This window comes from Candidatus Methylacidiphilales bacterium (genome assembly GCA_025056655.1).
Lineage (GTDB): Bacteria > Verrucomicrobiota > Verrucomicrobiia > Methylacidiphilales > JANWVL01 > JANWVL01.
In genome coordinates this window covers 1-17,565 of record JANWVL010000092.1, presented here as the reverse complement: position 1 = coordinate 17,565, position 17,565 = coordinate 1, and the positions used below count along the sequence as shown (strand labels likewise).

Genomic DNA, 17,565 nt, shown 5'->3' with positions numbered 1-17,565 from the left:
CCCCCCCGCCCCCCCCCCCCCCCCCCCCCCCCCCCCCCCCACCCCCCCCCCGCCGGCCCCCCGGCCGCCCCCGGGGGGGGGGGCACAACGACTATCTGCTCAACGTGTTCCAAGCGGGCGCAAACTTAACATGATTGATGCGCTTTCCCTGTAATATTCTGCGCCCATGTTTGCCTTTTAATTAAATTCGATGCAGTAGAAGCACATTGTGTATTGATTAAATCTGTAATTATCAAGCGCATAATAATTTAAAACAATACACAGTTTTTTAAAATTATTGGGCGATCATTTATTTATTGAATTAAAAAGCATCCGCTACCTTCGCATTATTTTTATTTTATAATTCGATGATGGGTTTGGATGGGTTTGGCCTTATGAACCACTCCTGATATAGAATCAGCATAGTAACAATTACACTTAGGCCAAAGGTTAATACGGCCTTCATAAGTATTATATGTATGACCGCATAAGCATCTTGCATTATGTACTACATAAATCTAGTGGAATGTAGCCAGAAGCTTTTGATGAACAAAATTAACTATCTGTTCAAAATATTATGCTAAATATCTAAAGATGTATCCGGAGTATTTTTGATTGTGATGTTTCAGACATAATCTGAACATCCAATTTGCCATCAGTCGTCGGCTAGATTAAGTGCACCATTAATCATGTCTTGGCTGCTTCCATTTTACAGCCTCCATCAAAAAACTAACTCGGCGCTGATCTCGATGAACAGTTTACATCTATCGAGAGTAAAAAACACGCCATCTTCTTACACAGGTTGAACATCAGATGCGCTGCGTAATGAGCTGCTGGATATTTCATTTCACCTGAGATAGATGGTATATGAGCTTGTGGATCAAGTATCGCGGGCATTTTAACATTTCACCCACAACTGTAGTGGACGTGCTGCTTTAGATTATCTTAGTCGTTCTTTGTAGTTGAAGTAAATAAGTCACAAATATGTTTGGTTGAGGCAGGTCGTGTTGAGTTGCATGCCCATCTGACGCACTTAGGCTGACGAAAAGGGTGTTTTTGCAATGGATGGATGATATTAAAATGTCTGTTATTCCCTCTGCGCGATGCTGGAGTCACCGGTATATAGGGGGCATACGCCGGTTATACGAACTATATGCAGGACAACCCGAGTATTTTGGTTTAGTCAAATCCCATTTTTACTCGCCACGATTGTGAACATCAATTAAATTCAACGATAGGGTAGTCACTAGCTGACAGCTGTGATATGGTGGGTAAGCAATATTTAGTCGCTATGTGTTTGTCTCGACGGGTTACTGATTGTGTAATTGAATCATAGGCTACTCATGATGCGTCTTAAACAGAGGTATTTCTATGTATTTTAACTACTTGACTATAATTTTCTTCATGAGGCATTTATTTTCGACTGATGAGTAGAATTACGCTTTCAGGATGTGGTAGGTAGTTGGGAGTGCCTAAATCCAAACACTTGCGTAGTCCCACGGATAGCTCTGATAACCCGAATGCGCTTGCTTGAACGGCTGCCGCCGATTCCAGCATTGCACAAAGGACTCACCCGACCGCCGTAGCTCCTCCACACACCGCGAAAAGCACCGCGTCAGTCGGCCTAAGCGAGCAAGAGCCGCCGCAACTCGGCGAGACTTGCTTCAACCGAATAGGTCTGCGACTTGCCCGGCGCAACCAGATGCCACCCGCCACGGTAGTCTAAAGCAGCATACCCACTGAAGCCGTCGGTGCAATACTGAAATGCCCGTGGCGCTTGATGCATCACCGCCTGTAACACTGCTTCATCGCGGGATAGAGTATCTATCAGCTCATCACGCAGCGCGTCCGATGCTCGACCTGCGTGATGAGATCGTCGTGTTTTTTTATTCCCGACGAATGTGAACAGCTCATCAAGCTCGACGATCGGTTAGTTGTCAGTTGGGGGCTGTGGGATGGGGGGGGGGCAGCCAAAGCACGTTCACCGGCGCACTTGACCCAGTTGGCTAGGGATTGCGCACTTGACTCGCAGATTGCGCCCGATGCGTCGGGAGCTGTGGCCATCTAGATACATCTCGACGGCTTGGCGCGGGATTCTAGGCGGGTAGCCGATTGGGTTGGGCTGAGGGGTGAAATGACGATTGCAAGCCTTGCACAGGTAGCGCTGGCTAACGCTGTGATTCTTGCCTTGTTTGACCACCGATTCGCTTATGTCTCTTTGGACACTTCATGTATCTAATTTTATTTACTTCCTAGTCTCCACTACCCATATCTAACTGTTCCCTCCAATGACTAGCCATCTTCGTATTAAATGAGATGTTCACATTTGTCGAGAGTAAAAAGCGCGTCTATCTCATCACGCGAGTCAAATGCTGCGAGCACATTGCATAATAAGTTGGTGACTACTCTATCTCACGATGAAGCGATGTGACAAACAGTGGTATCTTGTATTACGGATGTGTCATCATTGCACAGACAACTTCATCGGGTATGCCGCTTTCAACTACAACGGTAGCTATCTCCGGTTGCGTCGGGCAAGATGCGGACTTATTCAGTCGAAGCAAGGCTCGATGAATTGCGCTGGATTTTGCTCAATTAGACCGACGGGCTCTGTGTTTTTCGCGATGAGTGGAGGAGCTACGGCGATCGGTTACGCCTTTGTGTAATGCTGGAATTGGCAGCATTCCTTCAAGCAAGTGCAGCCGGGTTATCCTAGCTATCTGCAGCACTAAGCAAGTATCTGGATTTATGCTTGCCGAATGACTTCACCTTTATAATACTTTATATAGTTTATAAACCTATCTTTTTGCAATAATATCTCGTCGGATCAATCGGAAAAATATTCTTGATTAGAAATAGATGACATACTACTATCAAATTTTGAATAACACTTATTTTAAACTCACTTAATTTATCGTAGAGATCTTAGCAGAGAGCAATTAGCTAAATCATTGGCAAAGCACTTGAATTTATATTAATCAAAAGACAATTTATTATTTTTATTATTTGCCGAAGTAAAGTTATGTTATAGTTTACTATCTCATGGGTAAAAGTATTTATAAAATGTATCAAGAGTATTTGTATTTTCGATATTAATATATACGAAATTATTCGCTGGATTAATTAATACAAAGTTTTAGTTGCAGTTGGTATAATATTATATTAAGCGCATAGTAATGATTCTAGATGTTAAATAAAACATATCTATTCTTCTTGTTTAGATATTAACGAGATAAAGGTAACGCTAAAATAGCGGTATTGATGAAAATTATCAAAAATATTATAGATAAGGCATTTTCTAATAACTTCAATAATGTAGAAAGCTATACGCAATCTATATCATCGCATGACCGTTGTAATTATACAGTTATCTTATAGGATAACTATAATACTTACAGTGCCGATGAAAAAGAAATAAGAGGTCAGCGACAGATTTATCGGAAGATTTCGCGACAAAGGAGGGCGTATATGCTGCAAAATGCGCTGCAATTCTATCTTGGCATAGACATGCACATGACATGAGACGGGTTTTACAAGTACTTGCTATGATTGCCACATATAGTGACCATAAAACTAAAGGATAAATAATAATTTAATAATTTCATCGCCTGTTATAGGTAAAAACATGGCAAATATACTGGCTTTAGCAAGGATGATTAAAACAATGTAGTCTTTTTGGCAATCGGTTAAGAAAATGCATCAATATTAGTTAGATAATTATTGCATGAATTATGCTAAACTTCATGCTGTAAAACATTTTAATCGAGAGGAGTTTAGTTTTGAAGACCTGTTTTAACTAGCGCATGTTAAGTTTAAAAATTGCTATGAAACTTTTGCATGCTCGTGATTTAAGATATAACTACGTAAGGAATTACGCAGATTATTAGTATGTACGATAAGGTACAATCTTGTAAAGACGACGATGCTTTGATAGAACTAATGAGCAACTGTTGTGTATTTTTTGAATGGATGACATGCTCAGAACTTCGATCAAATCGTGCGTGGGAAGTATTAATTTATCATATACCTCTCTATGTCTTACTTATTGATTCGGTCAATCTATCGTCATGTGGTATTTTCAATGTCAATAGCGAATATCTTAATTCTTTAAATAACAAATCACATTATAACGCTAAAAATGCTGTATGGAGATACTAGAAAAATACACACGATTTGGCTTAAGGTTAAATAGGAGCGGGGTGTTTTGATATAATAAATAACATGCCTGCTAATAATATGTTCGGAAGAAATAAAGATCTGATTGGTGTCAGGAAATATGGGCAAGTTTGGACACCGCAGCCAATCGCCGAGATCATGGCTGAATATGTTTTAGCTGATCAATCATCCACGGTCTTCGATCCGGCCGTTGGAGAAGGTGTTTTTTTTAGAGTGGCTAAAAAGATTGCGGAAAGGGATAGATTTAAAATAAATCTTGTGGGTATGGAAATAGATGAGCTGGCGTTAAAAAAAGCAATTGCATCAGGTCTTGATTCTCAAGACTTACATGATGTCAGTATAGGGGATTTCATCCTATCCCCCCCCCAGACTAAGTTCTCAGCCATTATCGCCAACCCTCCATATGTTAGGCATCACCGAATTGACAAGGATAAAAAAAAGGAGATACGCCGTCAGAGCGAGCGCATTATCGGCAAACCTATTGATGGGAGAGCTGGTTTACATGTTCATTTTTTAATTCGATCTCTCACCTTGCTTGCAGAAGACGGACGACTTTCATTTATCGTCCCTTCTGATATATGTGAGGGAAGATTTGCGGAGGTACTGTGGCAATGGATCGCTTCTAATTTTGCCATCGAAGCCGTCTTGACTTTTGATGCCGCCTCTTCTCCTTTTCCACATACGGATATTAATCCGATAATATTATTTATTCGACATTCTCCGCCTAAAAATGATTTCATTTGGGCTAGGTGCAAAACAGTTAGATATGATATCTTGAAGAGATGGGTATTATCAGGATTTAGCGAAAGCGATTCATCTGAGCTTTACTCGGTACGTCGTAAAACAGAGGAGGGGATAAAAACAGGACTTTCTCGTTTTCCACATTTGTCACGAGGAGGTTCGACATACTATGTCTTAGCTGATTTCGCCCAAGTCAGACGCGGTATTGCAACTGGCGCAAATGATTTCTTCTTTATGACACTAGATCGGATGTATAGCCTTGGCTTATCACAAGAATACTTTGTTAGATCAATCGGCAGGACAAGAGATGTGCCGGGTGAAGAAATAGATGAGGAGTTATTATCAACTTTGGAAGAACAAGGGCGTCCTACTTGGTTGCTCTCTCTAGGAGATATTTGCATGGATCAATTGCCTGCAGCATTGGTAAATTATTTAAATGAAGGTGAGTTAAAAGGCCTACCTAATCGCCCGTTGATTGCGCAAAGGAAGCCATGGTATAAAATGGAAAGGCGAGATCCTCCACCGATTCTCTTCGCTTATTTAGGCCGACGCAGATGCCGCTTTATTAAAAACAATGCCGGCATAGTACCATTATCGTGTTTTCTGTGTTTATATCCTTTCGTGAGAGATGATGAATTAATAGAACGTCTCTGCTCGGCCTTGAATCATCCTGATACATTAGCTAATTTGTCCTTGGTTGGAAAATCTTATGGAGGAGGCGCTATTAAAGTCGAACCTCGTCTATTAGAACGTTTACCAATTCCTGACCATGTAGTAGATAAATTTGACCTGAGAGTATGCAAGCCGAGTATTTTAAACAATGATATCTGTGGATATATTAATACTTATCAAACATAATATATAAATTAAACACCAAACAAAAATTTGGTATTAATTTTTATATTATATATCAATTATTTTATAATTTACTACATTATAGTTTCTAAACTGAGATGATATAAAATTAAAACTATATAGTCAACACCTAGGTAGACAATTAAGTTTGCACATAGCTTAAGTTAAGTTACAACCTGATTTGCATGAAAATAACAAAATGGCAAAATAATACTTGTTGCAATCTACATTCGATGAATTAGATGGCACGAATAAATTTATGTATTATGATAGTGTAAATATATAAATATTTTCGCATATCCTCCGTAAATTACATCAAGCATCATGAGCTATCGGCCTAATTGGACTGAAGATTGCTCTTCGTCACACTTATTTTACAGAGAAGACTTGGAGTTACTCATCACAAAAGATGATCTCAAGGAATACCATCTCAGTAGCTTTAAATAGCATGCTGAAACAACTGCTATTCTTAATTCATAAAAGTTTACACGAGTTATTTTTTGCTGGATAGTGGTATTTACTAGGTGACCATTTAGTGTGTTTGGCGAACGGTCTGTATAATGAGGATTAATCACGTCTTTTATTACATATTGATGTTACTTTATATATTTTTATAAGACTCGTCGCATTTGAAATAATCACGCTAGTTGATAGTTATTACAAAAAAATATCGCACACCACAGTAGGTGTTTAATAATTATTCAATGGAAATGTGTTGTTAGTTTATTTATATCAATATCGTAGACCCGCGATCCATAGATCGTCTGTAATCTACACCAGGCATTTGAACTTCTACACATAAAGCGCGATCAGATAAGCGTGAAGAAATTCTAGGCTCAAAATCAGAAAGGTTGTAATTAGAGGTAATCATGGTGAAAAGTCTTCTTTCATATCTATAATCGATAATGGAATGGAATACTTTTCTATTCCATTCTGTATTTGTTTCAGTACCTAAATCATCTAGGATGAGAACAGGTACGTTTGAATATGTCTGGATAATGCTTTCAACCGTGTATTTCTCATCACCGATCGCAGATTTTATCTTTTCTTCCAAGTCGTATGATTTCATATAATAAACAACCGTCATTTTATTAATTAACAAGCCGAATGTAGAAAGAGCTAGATGTGTTTTTCCGCACCCCGGTGGTCCTAGTAAACATACCCACATCTTCTTTTTTTTATCTACGCATCTCTGAGCAAAAGCCTTGCATACTTTCTTAGCCAGTTCAAGCGACTGATAATTCTTTTCATCGACTACTGTTCTAAAATTTTCTAAATTTGGCAAATTATCTTCATCAAACCAACTTGAAAATTTCTTTACATGCTCGATTATTCTACTTTTACCCTGGGCACATTTATCGCAGTACTTAAGGACATCACCTGAAATATATACACCCAAATCATTACATTTTTCACACATCATACCTTATATTATACACACATTATTCTGTGTTCTTCAATAAATCTAATGCCATCTTTAAGCTATGTATATCATCCTTGGTCAGGATAACACGGCTCATTTCTACCATTTTCTTCTCATCATATCTCCTCATCAAATTTTCCAGCTGTTTCAATGTCTTTATTCTAAGCCTCCTCAGCTTATTTTTCAACTCATGATCGATTTGCAAATCTCTAATCGTATGTCCTCCATTTTTTATACTTCTATGTTTAAGATTACCGCTGGCATTGATTTTTTTAAAATTTAAAAGATAATAATTCCTTGTTTCTATTTTATCCACGACATATTCAAGGGAGTGCAGATAAACCTCTGATGAATTAGGTGCATTTTCGTAGTCCTTAAAGGAACATGATTCGATAATAGGTGTAATTCTTACATCTGTTGTTAAGAGATGTGCGTGAATAAAACAAACGATAATATTCGATTGTGGTTGATAATTATCAACTAACATATGTATATGAACAGGATAAATCATTTTAGATGGGCTTGGTTTTACATATAACGTCTTCGCTCTTGAGGATGGTGGTAGCAATATCTTATCCTCTTTCATTTCTATCGCCGGATGATGATATAAAGTATCTCCATATATTGTGTTTATTCTTAAGCCGGTTATTATATTTAAAGGCAGGTTGTATCTCTTTAATTCACTCATCTTCTTGTAACCTTAATAACGTTGGTAGTTCCATTATCTTATACATGATTTGCGGAGGAAGAGGAATAACTACATTTTCCATGACCTTTATATTGACCGACTTATTCCTTCCAGATATATTTCTTATGCCCTTTGCGTCATGATACATCTTTATGATATTTTTAACGATGTTTATGATGTTATGCATAAATTTACCAGCGTCCGAATCTTCATCATCTTGATTTATGATTGACCTCGAAATGATTAATGCACAGTACTCTAAAACCATTTGAGACTTAGCGCTCCATATCTCTTTGGTGCTATTCGTACTTTTCAAAGATATGATATACCTTGAACTGATCAGGTCAAGAAGATCATCATAATTCTCCTTGAGAGTTTTAATTTCTATTTCAGTGAACCTTCCCTTTTTCTTTTCCTCCAACATTGAAGCTAAACGACTATGAACATCAGTTGCTATTGCAGATTCTGTGTAGTATTTACAAAAAGCGTGTACTATGCGATCTCTTTTTTCAGCAGAGGATAAATTCTTTCCTCCATCTAGAGCATCTTGTATGTATTGATCTATGCTCTTCCTGATCATGTTGTGAAGTTAATATTACCATCCTGTGACGCCTGTTTCAAGGACAAAGGCTGCCTTTTAGCATGGATGTATCTAAGAAGACATGGGAGGTAGCCTATGATCAGACAAACAATCAGCGTAATCAGCGTCATTACATCTCTTCTCTTCGCTAGTCAAGCTCATGAGTATCTTGATACTCTGGCTTACACACTCCAAACCAGATGGATTGATTCAACATGGCAACAGTCGTATCTTATGAGCGATAAGATAGATAAATCAGATAGAACGGGTGTTGATTATTATATGAGATATGATATGTATATAAATGCACTAATAAAAATGGATATAGTCATGGTAGATGAGGACAATGTCTTGGCTAGAGATATACAGGAATCCGCGCAAGCAATTCTAGATTCTATTAATAGCAAATGATAATCGCGAGAAATGTATATTGATGCATTAAGTATATTAAAATAAAATAAATAAATCTAAATCATGCTATCTATACATCATCCGCAGTGATATTAATAAAATTTTCATGGAATTCTTTCATGAAAATTGCAAATGGTGTAGGGTCATTATATATTGATGTCAATATACACTCATCTGAATCATTAATTGAATTACAAGATGTATATCCAAAGCAAGGGAGGCATTCTATCTTGGACGAAAAAATTCTCAGCTTATCATAATAAAAATATATTCGCCTGATCTGCTTGAAAATATGCCATCTCATTTCTCTATAATCCTTGAAATTTACGCGATCGTTTTCAATCCCAACTACTTTGCCGATTATTTTGATAATATAACTCGGGTCTATCTTCTCACATCCTTTTTGTATAATTAAAAGTTTGTTTTGATCTGTAAATACAGTGTCTAGGATATGATATATGATACGAGCTGAATCCCTTGCAACAACCGCAAAGTGCGCCGGGAAATCATATATTGAGTATAAATCTATGTCATCATTGATTATCTCATTAAAGAGTTGGAGAAGAAATGTATTAAACAATCCATAAATAGGATTGCTTTTTATAAAGATTATGCCATAACCTATCTCTTCAGATTTTTTAATCAAATCACACTCTTCTTTTGTTATTCTATTTGTTAACTTATCTAAATCCTGGTCAAACAGCGTAAATATCGGCGTGGTGAAAACTACTGCCGATCTCTTACATATATTTATTCCTCTGAAAAAACCATATGGTTGGTTGCTTGAATAAACAAATAAGCATTCATCTAGTTTTATCTTTTTCAAGTTATCAATATGCTCCAGCTTTAAATTACAAGATTGCAATCTATTCGATATGTATTTCTTCGGTTCTTTATCAATATAGTAGCCTATTCCCTCGTAATTGTAGTTAGAGGACAATTCTAAAAGCGCATACCCAAGATCGTCATCTATATCCGCGTAGATTTTTTTGATACTCTTCATACCTAACCACCTAAAATAATGTAATAAAAGTCAGCTAGTGTCCCCCTCAAATAAAATAGCAACAAGGAAACAATGACTAGCGGAATGAGCGGCCACAATGTCAATTTATTATTCTTTTTAGTCAGATAAACAGATAATAAGGCCATACCTATACAAAAAATAATCTGGATAAATGAAATTGTGAGTTCTGAAAGAATTTCCTCCGCGAACATACAGTTATTATATCACATTCAAACAGAGGGCAAAGGGCAAAAAGATAAAATTGGGGTATGATGTTTTAGTATTTATCAACGCCGAATTATATCAAGGGCATTATTAATATATTTATGCGTCAGATATTGAGCCGTTCTTTTAGCTGCAGCATAAATAGGCACATGAAATATTATCGCAGATATATCAGTATATTATATAATCCATACACTTATTGAATACCAGCGGCACAACATAATTAGCAACGGAATGCCAGAGACATCTAAAAATGATAATGCTGTGGATCAAGCGCTTATGGCATTTTCATATCGCACCAACGGCTTCAGTGGGTATGCCGCCTTGGACTACCGTGGCGACTGTCTCTAGTCGCGCCGGGCAAGTCGCAGACCTATTCAGTTAAAGCAAGTCTCGCCGAGTTGCGGAGAATCTCACTTGCTTAGGCCGACGGACGCGGCGCATTTCGCGGTGTGTGGAGGAGCTATGGCGGTTGGTTGCATTGTTTGTGCAATGTTGGAATCTGCGGCATCCTTTCAAGCAAGCGTATCCAGGTTATCAAAGCTATCTGCGTGACTACGCAAGTATTTTGTTTTAGGCACTTCCGCCAATCTATGAAATAAATGCGTCATGATTATGATGTATCAAGCAATTTTTAGCGCGCCCAATAAAGTAAAGGTTTTAATTTTCTCTTTGAGGCCAGATAAAAACTAGTAGAGTGAATACGGCGGCGCATGCTATCATCAATTCATGCTGCATAAGAATTTTGCTGCCCTCATTTAAAATATACATACCAGATTTACTATACTCATTATGAGTCGAGATCAATCCGCCGTATATATTAGCTTCTAATAGAAGCATTGTACCTAAGCCTACAATACCAAAAACCGCACCACCGAAAATACCACGATATATCGCTAAAATAATCGCGATAACGAACAAACCAATGGCTATAAACAATCCGTTGTTATTGAGTATATGCTGTATGTTCTCCATGGTTTTATTTTAATCCATGAGTTGAATCTCTTCCTCTTCATTGTGCTTCTTTTTTGCGTCTATGTTGATATATAACACTACATGTTAATTTTGTCTATACCATCGAAATTCATGCTTTTACTATACTCGTCGCAATTCCATATGTTTTTCACGTAAATCTCTTTTAGTATATTGCACCATTCATCTCTGAAGATGAGTATGAAGTAACATGCTTTTACGAGATTCTCTTCCATGCCAGTGTCTGGTAATTTTCCATAATACGTGTCACCGCATATATTGAATTTAACAAACAAGCCCTTACAATCTATTAAAGAAGGATCTTGCTCGATGGTCATGAGGATGTCAGGATGATATGACCAACTCCTTACAGTTTTATCATCAGCTTGAAAATAAGCGATTAGACAGGGATACCCACTTTCTTCTGTTGATACTAGTTGGGATATATGACGATTACCTTTCATTTTATATACACTCCCGTGTTTTTATTATACAACCATCTTCTTGTTCAACTGGCAAGTGTTCTGCCTTCAGGGATTTGTTGTATATTATGTCAAAGAATTATATCTGACCGTAAATTAGTTATTTAAACTTGCGCATGGTTAGACCCATACTATAATATACTCATGAAAAGCATGTGGATAGCTTTGTCTTTATCATTTGCTCTGCTCTTATTTAATTTCAACACTGGCGACGCCATTGTGAATAATGCACAGCCTCAAGGAAGTGGTTGTGTGGTGGAAATACAAATCGATAAGGGAAAAGTATGGGAGTGTATAATTTGCGGTGGAGAGGTGCATAAAAAGGAGAAACAATCTAGACTTTGTGAAAATCAAGATAGTGAGATAGATTTAGGCACAATTATTACCGTCATAAGCCCTCCTGCACCACCAGGTATCCCTTTTACACCCAATGGCGCATGCCTTGTTACAAAACGCAAGTTAAACTGCGCTGATAAAAAAATTAAAGAAGATAAGCAAGTACATCCTTGTTACATAAGAGGAACGGAAATCCGAAGAGGAAGCGCTTGTCGCGATGGATATAGGGTTGAATATGAATATATATATACTTTTACAAACAGTATATATGGTGGAGCATCAGGCAAGGTTTTAGTATCAGCAAAAGAGATATCTAAGGTACTGGACCCTACCTGTAGTAGCTGTATTATCGTAACCGACGAAAGCGCTAAAATCATACCCGGACAAAAAGTTTGCCGATGCGTAGGTAAATATGTTCCTACTTGTCAAAAGACTTGCGAAGGCGGAGAAGTCATATATACATTAGCTTCGTGTAATGCAAATGGTGATGCCGTATGCCCACCAATAGCTTGCCCGACACCAACACCTAGAGTCACGCCTACACCAAATTTGATCACTTGTCCATGCGGCATGGAGCCAGCCCCGGATTATGCGACATGCATTCATAAAATCAGACAAGCTGGATTGTGTGTGCCAGGTGAAATTATTACTTGCCCTAACAATAAAGTCGTTTCATGTAATGCACAATGTACTTCTGAGTGTAAAGGAGATGGTGATCCATTCATACCACCGTGTCCTAAAAATTATCCCACCGATTGCACAACCTCAGGCAATATGATAGATTGCAAGTGGGGGGACAAAGTAAGAATTACTCAATACGTATCTTGTCCTGAAGTTAGCAGAGAACCTTTCCCGAAGGGCCTTGCAGGCGTGCCAAATGAATTCAGAATTGCTTGTCAGGGGGGACAGGCCACTCAACAAGAAACATTTTCTTCGATTTCTTCTCCACCTCCAGGGCCGGGTGTATGTCCACCCGGAGAAAATGGGGAAGACAAACCATGGGTCATTCGAATGGCTATAGATTTATCGTGGTATTGCCGTCCAGACTCAACTTTATGGTATATGGGAGATAATGCCGTGAATATCGGATTCAAAAGCAGTAATCTGCAAACGCCCTATGTTGGCGACGGCATACCAGACCGCCCCTGGCCGAATCCCTTGGTCGGTCGTCAAATTGCGGAGATTATGAATGAAACCGAGGGTGGTACTGATGTACGACAGGAACGAGATGGTCGGGTTATTCGGCACATATACGAACAAGCATCTATCGGCCAACCAAGAAATGGTCCTAATGCCTATCCAGCAAGTAGTGCCCCCCACGACGCGCCCTCATACCAAGTACAGGTGACCACATCATGGGGTTATCGCGCCGTGTTTAAGTATACGCATAAACAAAAAACCGAATTGTGTGTGAAACCTGGATGTGGGGGTAATCCTCCTCGCTGTTATGAGCTTTGCCCGTCGAATATGACTTGTGACCCAAATAGAACTGATGTGCCTAGATGTGATATAGCGGTTATCAACAATGAATCAGGATGGATCGTGACTGAAGTTAAAGAAGGGGTATTTAGTGTAAATGGTGCTAATGTGAAAGAAGATGATGCTGATGATAATAGGTGTGCACCCATACCAGTACCAATACAACAATTCCAAACTTTGTTGAGGCCGAAAAGATGATGGCAGCAGTGGATACCCGACAGAAAGCATGGATCACTAGCAATAGTCAATAACTTCTTATAAAGCGCTGAGTCCAACGCAAGCCTAGGCTTGAACACTGTAGTGTGTATGGTGCACGACCTGTATCTGCCAAGCAATGTGTGGCTGCTGCGCAAAATCGGCATGGCATATATCACGATGAGATAGGGCTGCTCAATGGGGGTGCAGAAAATGTTTGTTTTAGCAGCATCTGCATGTGTGTGATCCTTTGAATGCTCGCCATACGGCAAGCGATACTCATTAATTTAGTCACGTGTATCCCGATATTGTGCAGGAGTGGGCACGGAGAAGGTGGCCTAGTAGGTGCATACTGAGCATGTGCTGGTTAGTCTAGCTAAGAAGCAGGCGTGCTTGCTTTTGTGCACCCATCGCTACCGCGAAATGTGCAAAAGCCTAAAATAGCGATATATATCGTTATCTGCGATTTTTGAAAGCGTCAGTACCAAGAATAACGATATATATCGTTATCGGCGATACGCGTTACAAACGATAGCGTTATCTTATACTTGGTAATGTGTAACAGACCTCCTTTGCGCAGAATCGATGGATCAAGTGACCTTGATGACATAAGGCTTCTAAAAAGGTATAAGCGCCGGACGGAAAACTTTGCATATCTCAGATATCTCGCCACGAGTAATACAGCTGTTTTTTTCACTGTAAGATAATATATATTGTTAATTATGTAATAATTTAATCAAACTATTCTATCGTGGGTGGGCTTCATGATCGTCTAACGCTTTGTAGATCAAATTGCACAACCACCAGATTTTTCTCTTGCGATCACCTCATGCTTCTATTAAACCCGCTTCAACCATTCGCTGAAACAAGGCAAGCGCTTCGGCATACGGCCTCTGTATTAGCCAGGCTAAATCTTGCGTTGGAGCACCGCACGCTACCCAGAGGTGATTAAGCAGTAGCAATTCTTCAGGTGTGAGCGCACGCTGTAGAACACGACTCTTTTTGAAAACCAGCTTAACAAACTTCAAATTCGCTTCTCCGCTTGGCAAGACCAATATTACATCTGACTCGGTTCTTCGCGCATATGATGGCTCAGGACGACCATTACGAAGTTGTTCATCGAAAATAGTGTCAATCCCTCGACCGGTTCTCTCGACAACCCCAATGCGTTTGAAGGTATCGGCAAGTAGCGGGGTATGTGGGTGGGGAATGGGCAGCGAGACTAGCAAGTTATCGAGGCGCACGCTATCCGGAGAGCGCGCCCGGATTTGAGATTTCTATATGGTCATCATGCCACTTTATGTGCACTACGCCCAAAAGGGCATAGTTGCGATGCACCAGTGCATTGGCCAAATCTTCGCGGAAGGCACGCCAGGCATAATCGTGGATAGAGACGCCAGACAAGCCTAGAAACATCTCCTGCGCGTTGTTTAAAGCGCGAAAGCGTTCTACTAACATTTCCATCGCTCGCATCAGAGTCTCCCGCAAGAATTCGTTTCGGATAACTCGGCAGCCGGAAAACACCTGAAATACAATATCGTGAAGCGTCAACAGCCAGTCAAGCGCCTGTTCCTTACCAAAGAGCACCAAGCCCAGTACGCGAATGCCATGAATGTTGCTGTAGTCCTTTTGGGAGTGCCTAAATCCAAATACTTGCGTAGTCCCGCGGATAGCTCTGATAACCCGGATGCGCTTGCTTGAACAGCTGCCGCCGATTCCAGCATTGCACAAAGGACTCACCCGACCGCCGTAGCTTCTCCACACACAGCGAAAAGCACCGCGCCCGTCGGCCTAATCGAGCAAGAGCCGACACAACTCGGCGAGCCTTGCTTCAACTGAATAGGTCTGCAACTTGCCCGGCGCAACTAGAGACAGCCGCCACGGTAGTCCAAAGTGGCATCCCCACTGAAGCCGTCGGTGCAATACTGAAATGCGCGTGGCTCTTGATCCACCACTACTTGCAACACCGCTTCATCGCGAGATAGAGTATCTACCAGCTCATCACGCAGCGCGCGCCAACGCTCGACCTGCGTGATGAGATCGGCGCATTTTTTATTCCTGACGAATGTGAACAGCTCTCAAGCTCGACGATCGGTTAGTCGTCGGTTGGGGGCTGTGGGATGGGGGGCCGCCAAGGCACGTTCACCGGCACACTTGACCCAGGAGGCTACCGATTGCGCACTTGACACGCAGATTGCGCCCGATGCGTCGGAGGCTGTGGCCATCTAGATACATCTCTACGGCTTGGCGCGGGATTCTAGGCGGGTAGCCGATTGAGTTGGGCTGAGGGGTGAAATGACGATTACAGGCCTTGCACAGGTAGCGCTGGCTGCCGCTGTGATTCTTGCTTTGTTTGACTACTTATTCGCTTATGGCTCTTTGGACACTTCATGTATCCAATTTTATTTACTCCCGTCCTTTTCTTGAAATGCATGGGGCGTTTGCATTTCATGGAAGAGAAATGGTGAACAGACTAGCTTGCCTCGGTGGTCTATCGCTCAGTGCTTATAGGTGCCCTCGACAGTACATACTGACGATGATGCCTGAGGCACTGCGATGAGGATGACGGTCTTTCCGTCGATCGTGAACTCATCAATATGACCAATCAGCAATGGCCGCGTGCAACTGACGATCAGGGTTTTAAGGCGCGTCAGATCGGTATAGCTCCATGTATCGCAGACTCACGCTAGTAATTCTTCCATCGTCTTCAACTCCTAGTATGAGCCAAGCATGCTTGCTGTCTGGGCGATTGGCAATGCTGACTACAGTCTCGATCCGGTCATCGTCATTCAGCTCACATGCTTGTTCGCCTCGCCTTTAAATTCCACCAGTAGTGATTCCCCCATTTGGATCAATTGACGAATTTTCTGCTTAGCCATCATTTTCTTGACACAACTTTGCATCCACCGGATCACAGGCATGATCCAATGGCAGATCGTCTGGTATGGCAATTTGTCAGACTCATATGCCGCTCTACATGGGCTGCCGCCCTTCTAAGGCCCGGCTGATCGTCACCTCATCGGCGTATTCCAAGTCGCCACCAACGGGCAAGCCACGTGCTAGCCTAGTCATGCTCACCCCTAGCCCAGCCAGCTTGCGCTGGATAAACGAAGCAGTCATTTCACCTTCGACGGTTGGGTTGGTTGCAAGAATAACCTCGCGCACTGGCTGCCCGGCCTCCACCGCTTGGCGTACTCTTCCAACTAGCTCCTCGATGCGCAGATCATCAGGACCAATCCCATCGATCGGTGAGATTACGCCATGCAAGACATGGTAGACGCCGCGATAAATCCGCGATCGCTCGATGGCTGCAACATCAAGTGGTTCTTCCACTACGCAAATCATGCCATGGTCTCGGCCAGAACCCGCGCAGATCATGCATGGATTGTCTTCAGTAATGTTGAAGCATACCGAGCAAAGTCGTATCCGCGCCTTTAGATCGCGCAGCGCCTCAGCCAAAGCCAACGAGGTTTCGGCAGGCGAGCGCAACAGGAAGAACGCCAATCGCGATGCTGACTTTGGTCCGATCCCGGGGAGCTGCGACAGCGCATCAATCAAGCGCGTAACCGAGGATGGCAAAATTTGATTAGATGACATTAGATAAAATCAAGCAATTGCCCGGCACGCATCCGTTGCAACAACTCGTTAATTTGGATGTCGCAGTCATATTCTCCAATCCACGTGCAGAATTCTCATGATGAAACCATCGCATTATTGATAACATAGCAGAATGTGTCTTCGCGCATTCCGACGAATTGATGTGATATGCACGCTGGTGGATGGTGATAAAGATGATGATTACGCTATTGGCGCCATGATGAATTAATTTATTTTACCACGATTACCGAGTTACTGATATCTTCACCTGTATCTTTATGTTCTTCTCCAGTCTGCCGAGCTTCAGGTCGCTAGCTGGTTGTGGTGGACTCAGCACATATTTTATTTATCTTCCTTTAGCCATAGATTTCATCACTTCTATGTTAGCTCTCCAAGCGCCGAAAGGCATGGCAGCAGTGGATT

Annotated in this window: 14 protein-coding genes; 6 read left to right on the top strand and 8 right to left on the bottom strand. The window is 41.0% G+C overall.

What is annotated here, in order from left to right; genetic code table 11:
- Positions 1-1,509 precede the first annotated feature (1,509 nt).
- A complete protein-coding gene (locus NZM04_05630) occupies positions 1,510-1,722 on the top strand; it encodes a hypothetical protein (GenBank protein ID MCS7063512.1) in 213 nt (70 codons plus the stop codon).
- A gap of 84 nt (positions 1,723-1,806) precedes the next feature.
- On the opposite strand, the gene NZM04_05625 is transcribed toward NZM04_05630, so the two are convergent.
- On the bottom strand, positions 1,807-2,043 hold the full coding sequence (locus NZM04_05625; GenBank protein MCS7063511.1) for a hypothetical protein: 237 nt from the start codon (positions 2,041-2,043) through the stop codon (positions 1,807-1,809).
- 19 nt (positions 2,044-2,062) lie between these two features.
- Here NZM04_05625 and NZM04_05620 point away from each other — a divergent pair, with 19 nt between their 5' ends.
- Both NZM04_05620 and NZM04_05615 read left to right on the top strand, forming a co-directional pair.
- Positions 2,063-2,218, top strand: coding sequence for a hypothetical protein (locus NZM04_05620; protein MCS7063510.1), 156 nt, complete (start codon positions 2,063-2,065; stop codon positions 2,216-2,218).
- A gap of 1,982 nt (positions 2,219-4,200) precedes the next feature.
- Positions 4,201-5,754 carry an N-6 DNA methylase gene (locus tag NZM04_05615; GenBank protein MCS7063509.1) on the top strand — a complete coding sequence of 518 codons (1,554 nt, stop codon included), beginning with the start codon at positions 4,201-4,203 and terminating at the stop codon, positions 5,752-5,754.
- A 724-nt stretch (positions 5,755-6,478) separates the two neighbouring features.
- Here the strand turns inward: NZM04_05615 and NZM04_05610 are convergent.
- From NZM04_05610 to NZM04_05600, 3 genes are read right to left on the bottom strand one after another with little or no spacing between them, the layout of a single operon-like run.
- Positions 6,479-7,174 (bottom strand): ATP-binding protein, encoded by a 696-nt coding sequence (locus tag NZM04_05610; GenBank protein MCS7063508.1) that lies wholly within the window; start codon positions 7,172-7,174, stop codon positions 6,479-6,481.
- A 19-nt stretch (positions 7,175-7,193) separates the two neighbouring features.
- Positions 7,194-7,862 (bottom strand): hypothetical protein, encoded by a 669-nt coding sequence (locus tag NZM04_05605; GenBank protein MCS7063507.1) that lies wholly within the window; start codon positions 7,860-7,862, stop codon positions 7,194-7,196.
- Positions 7,855-8,442: a hypothetical protein gene (locus tag NZM04_05600; GenBank protein ID MCS7063506.1), complete on the bottom strand. Its 588-nt coding sequence runs from the start codon at positions 8,440-8,442 to the stop codon at positions 7,855-7,857. The genes NZM04_05605 and NZM04_05600 overlap by 8 nt, the downstream gene beginning before the upstream one ends.
- Positions 8,443-8,538: 96 nt before the next feature.
- Between NZM04_05600 and NZM04_05595 the strand changes: the two genes are divergently transcribed.
- Positions 8,539-8,853, top strand: coding sequence for a hypothetical protein (locus NZM04_05595; protein ID MCS7063505.1), 315 nt, complete (start codon positions 8,539-8,541; stop codon positions 8,851-8,853).
- Between the two features lie 70 nt (positions 8,854-8,923).
- On the opposite strand, the gene NZM04_05590 is transcribed toward NZM04_05595, so the two are convergent.
- The gene (locus NZM04_05590) at positions 8,924-9,856 is read right to left on the bottom strand and encodes a hypothetical protein (protein ID MCS7063504.1); all 933 of its coding nucleotides are present in this window, start codon (positions 9,854-9,856) and stop codon (positions 8,924-8,926) included.
- An 885-nt stretch (positions 9,857-10,741) separates the two neighbouring features.
- Entirely contained in the window at positions 10,742-11,056 is a 315-nt protein-coding gene (locus tag NZM04_05585) for a hypothetical protein (GenBank protein MCS7063503.1), read from the bottom strand.
- Between the two features lie 623 nt (positions 11,057-11,679).
- On the opposite strand from NZM04_05585, the gene NZM04_05580 reads away from it, so the two are divergent.
- Positions 11,680-13,548: a hypothetical protein gene (locus NZM04_05580; protein MCS7063502.1), complete on the top strand. Its 1,869-nt coding sequence runs from the start codon at positions 11,680-11,682 to the stop codon at positions 13,546-13,548.
- Between the two features lie 1,242 nt (positions 13,549-14,790).
- Here the strand turns inward: NZM04_05580 and NZM04_05575 are convergent.
- The gene (locus NZM04_05575) at positions 14,791-15,285 is read right to left on the bottom strand and encodes a hypothetical protein (GenBank protein ID MCS7063501.1); all 495 of its coding nucleotides are present in this window, start codon (positions 15,283-15,285) and stop codon (positions 14,791-14,793) included.
- A 294-nt stretch (positions 15,286-15,579) separates the two neighbouring features.
- Between NZM04_05575 and NZM04_05570 the strand changes: the two genes are divergently transcribed.
- Positions 15,580-15,774 carry a hypothetical protein gene (locus NZM04_05570; protein MCS7063500.1) on the top strand — a complete coding sequence of 65 codons (195 nt, stop codon included), beginning with the start codon at positions 15,580-15,582 and terminating at the stop codon, positions 15,772-15,774.
- 744 nt (positions 15,775-16,518) lie between these two features.
- Here NZM04_05570 and recR read toward each other — a convergent pair.
- Complete coding sequence (gene recR, locus NZM04_05565) at positions 16,519-17,124, bottom strand: recombination mediator RecR (protein MCS7063499.1); 606 nt, start codon at positions 17,122-17,124, stop codon at positions 16,519-16,521.
- Positions 17,125-17,565: the final 441 nt, after the last annotated feature.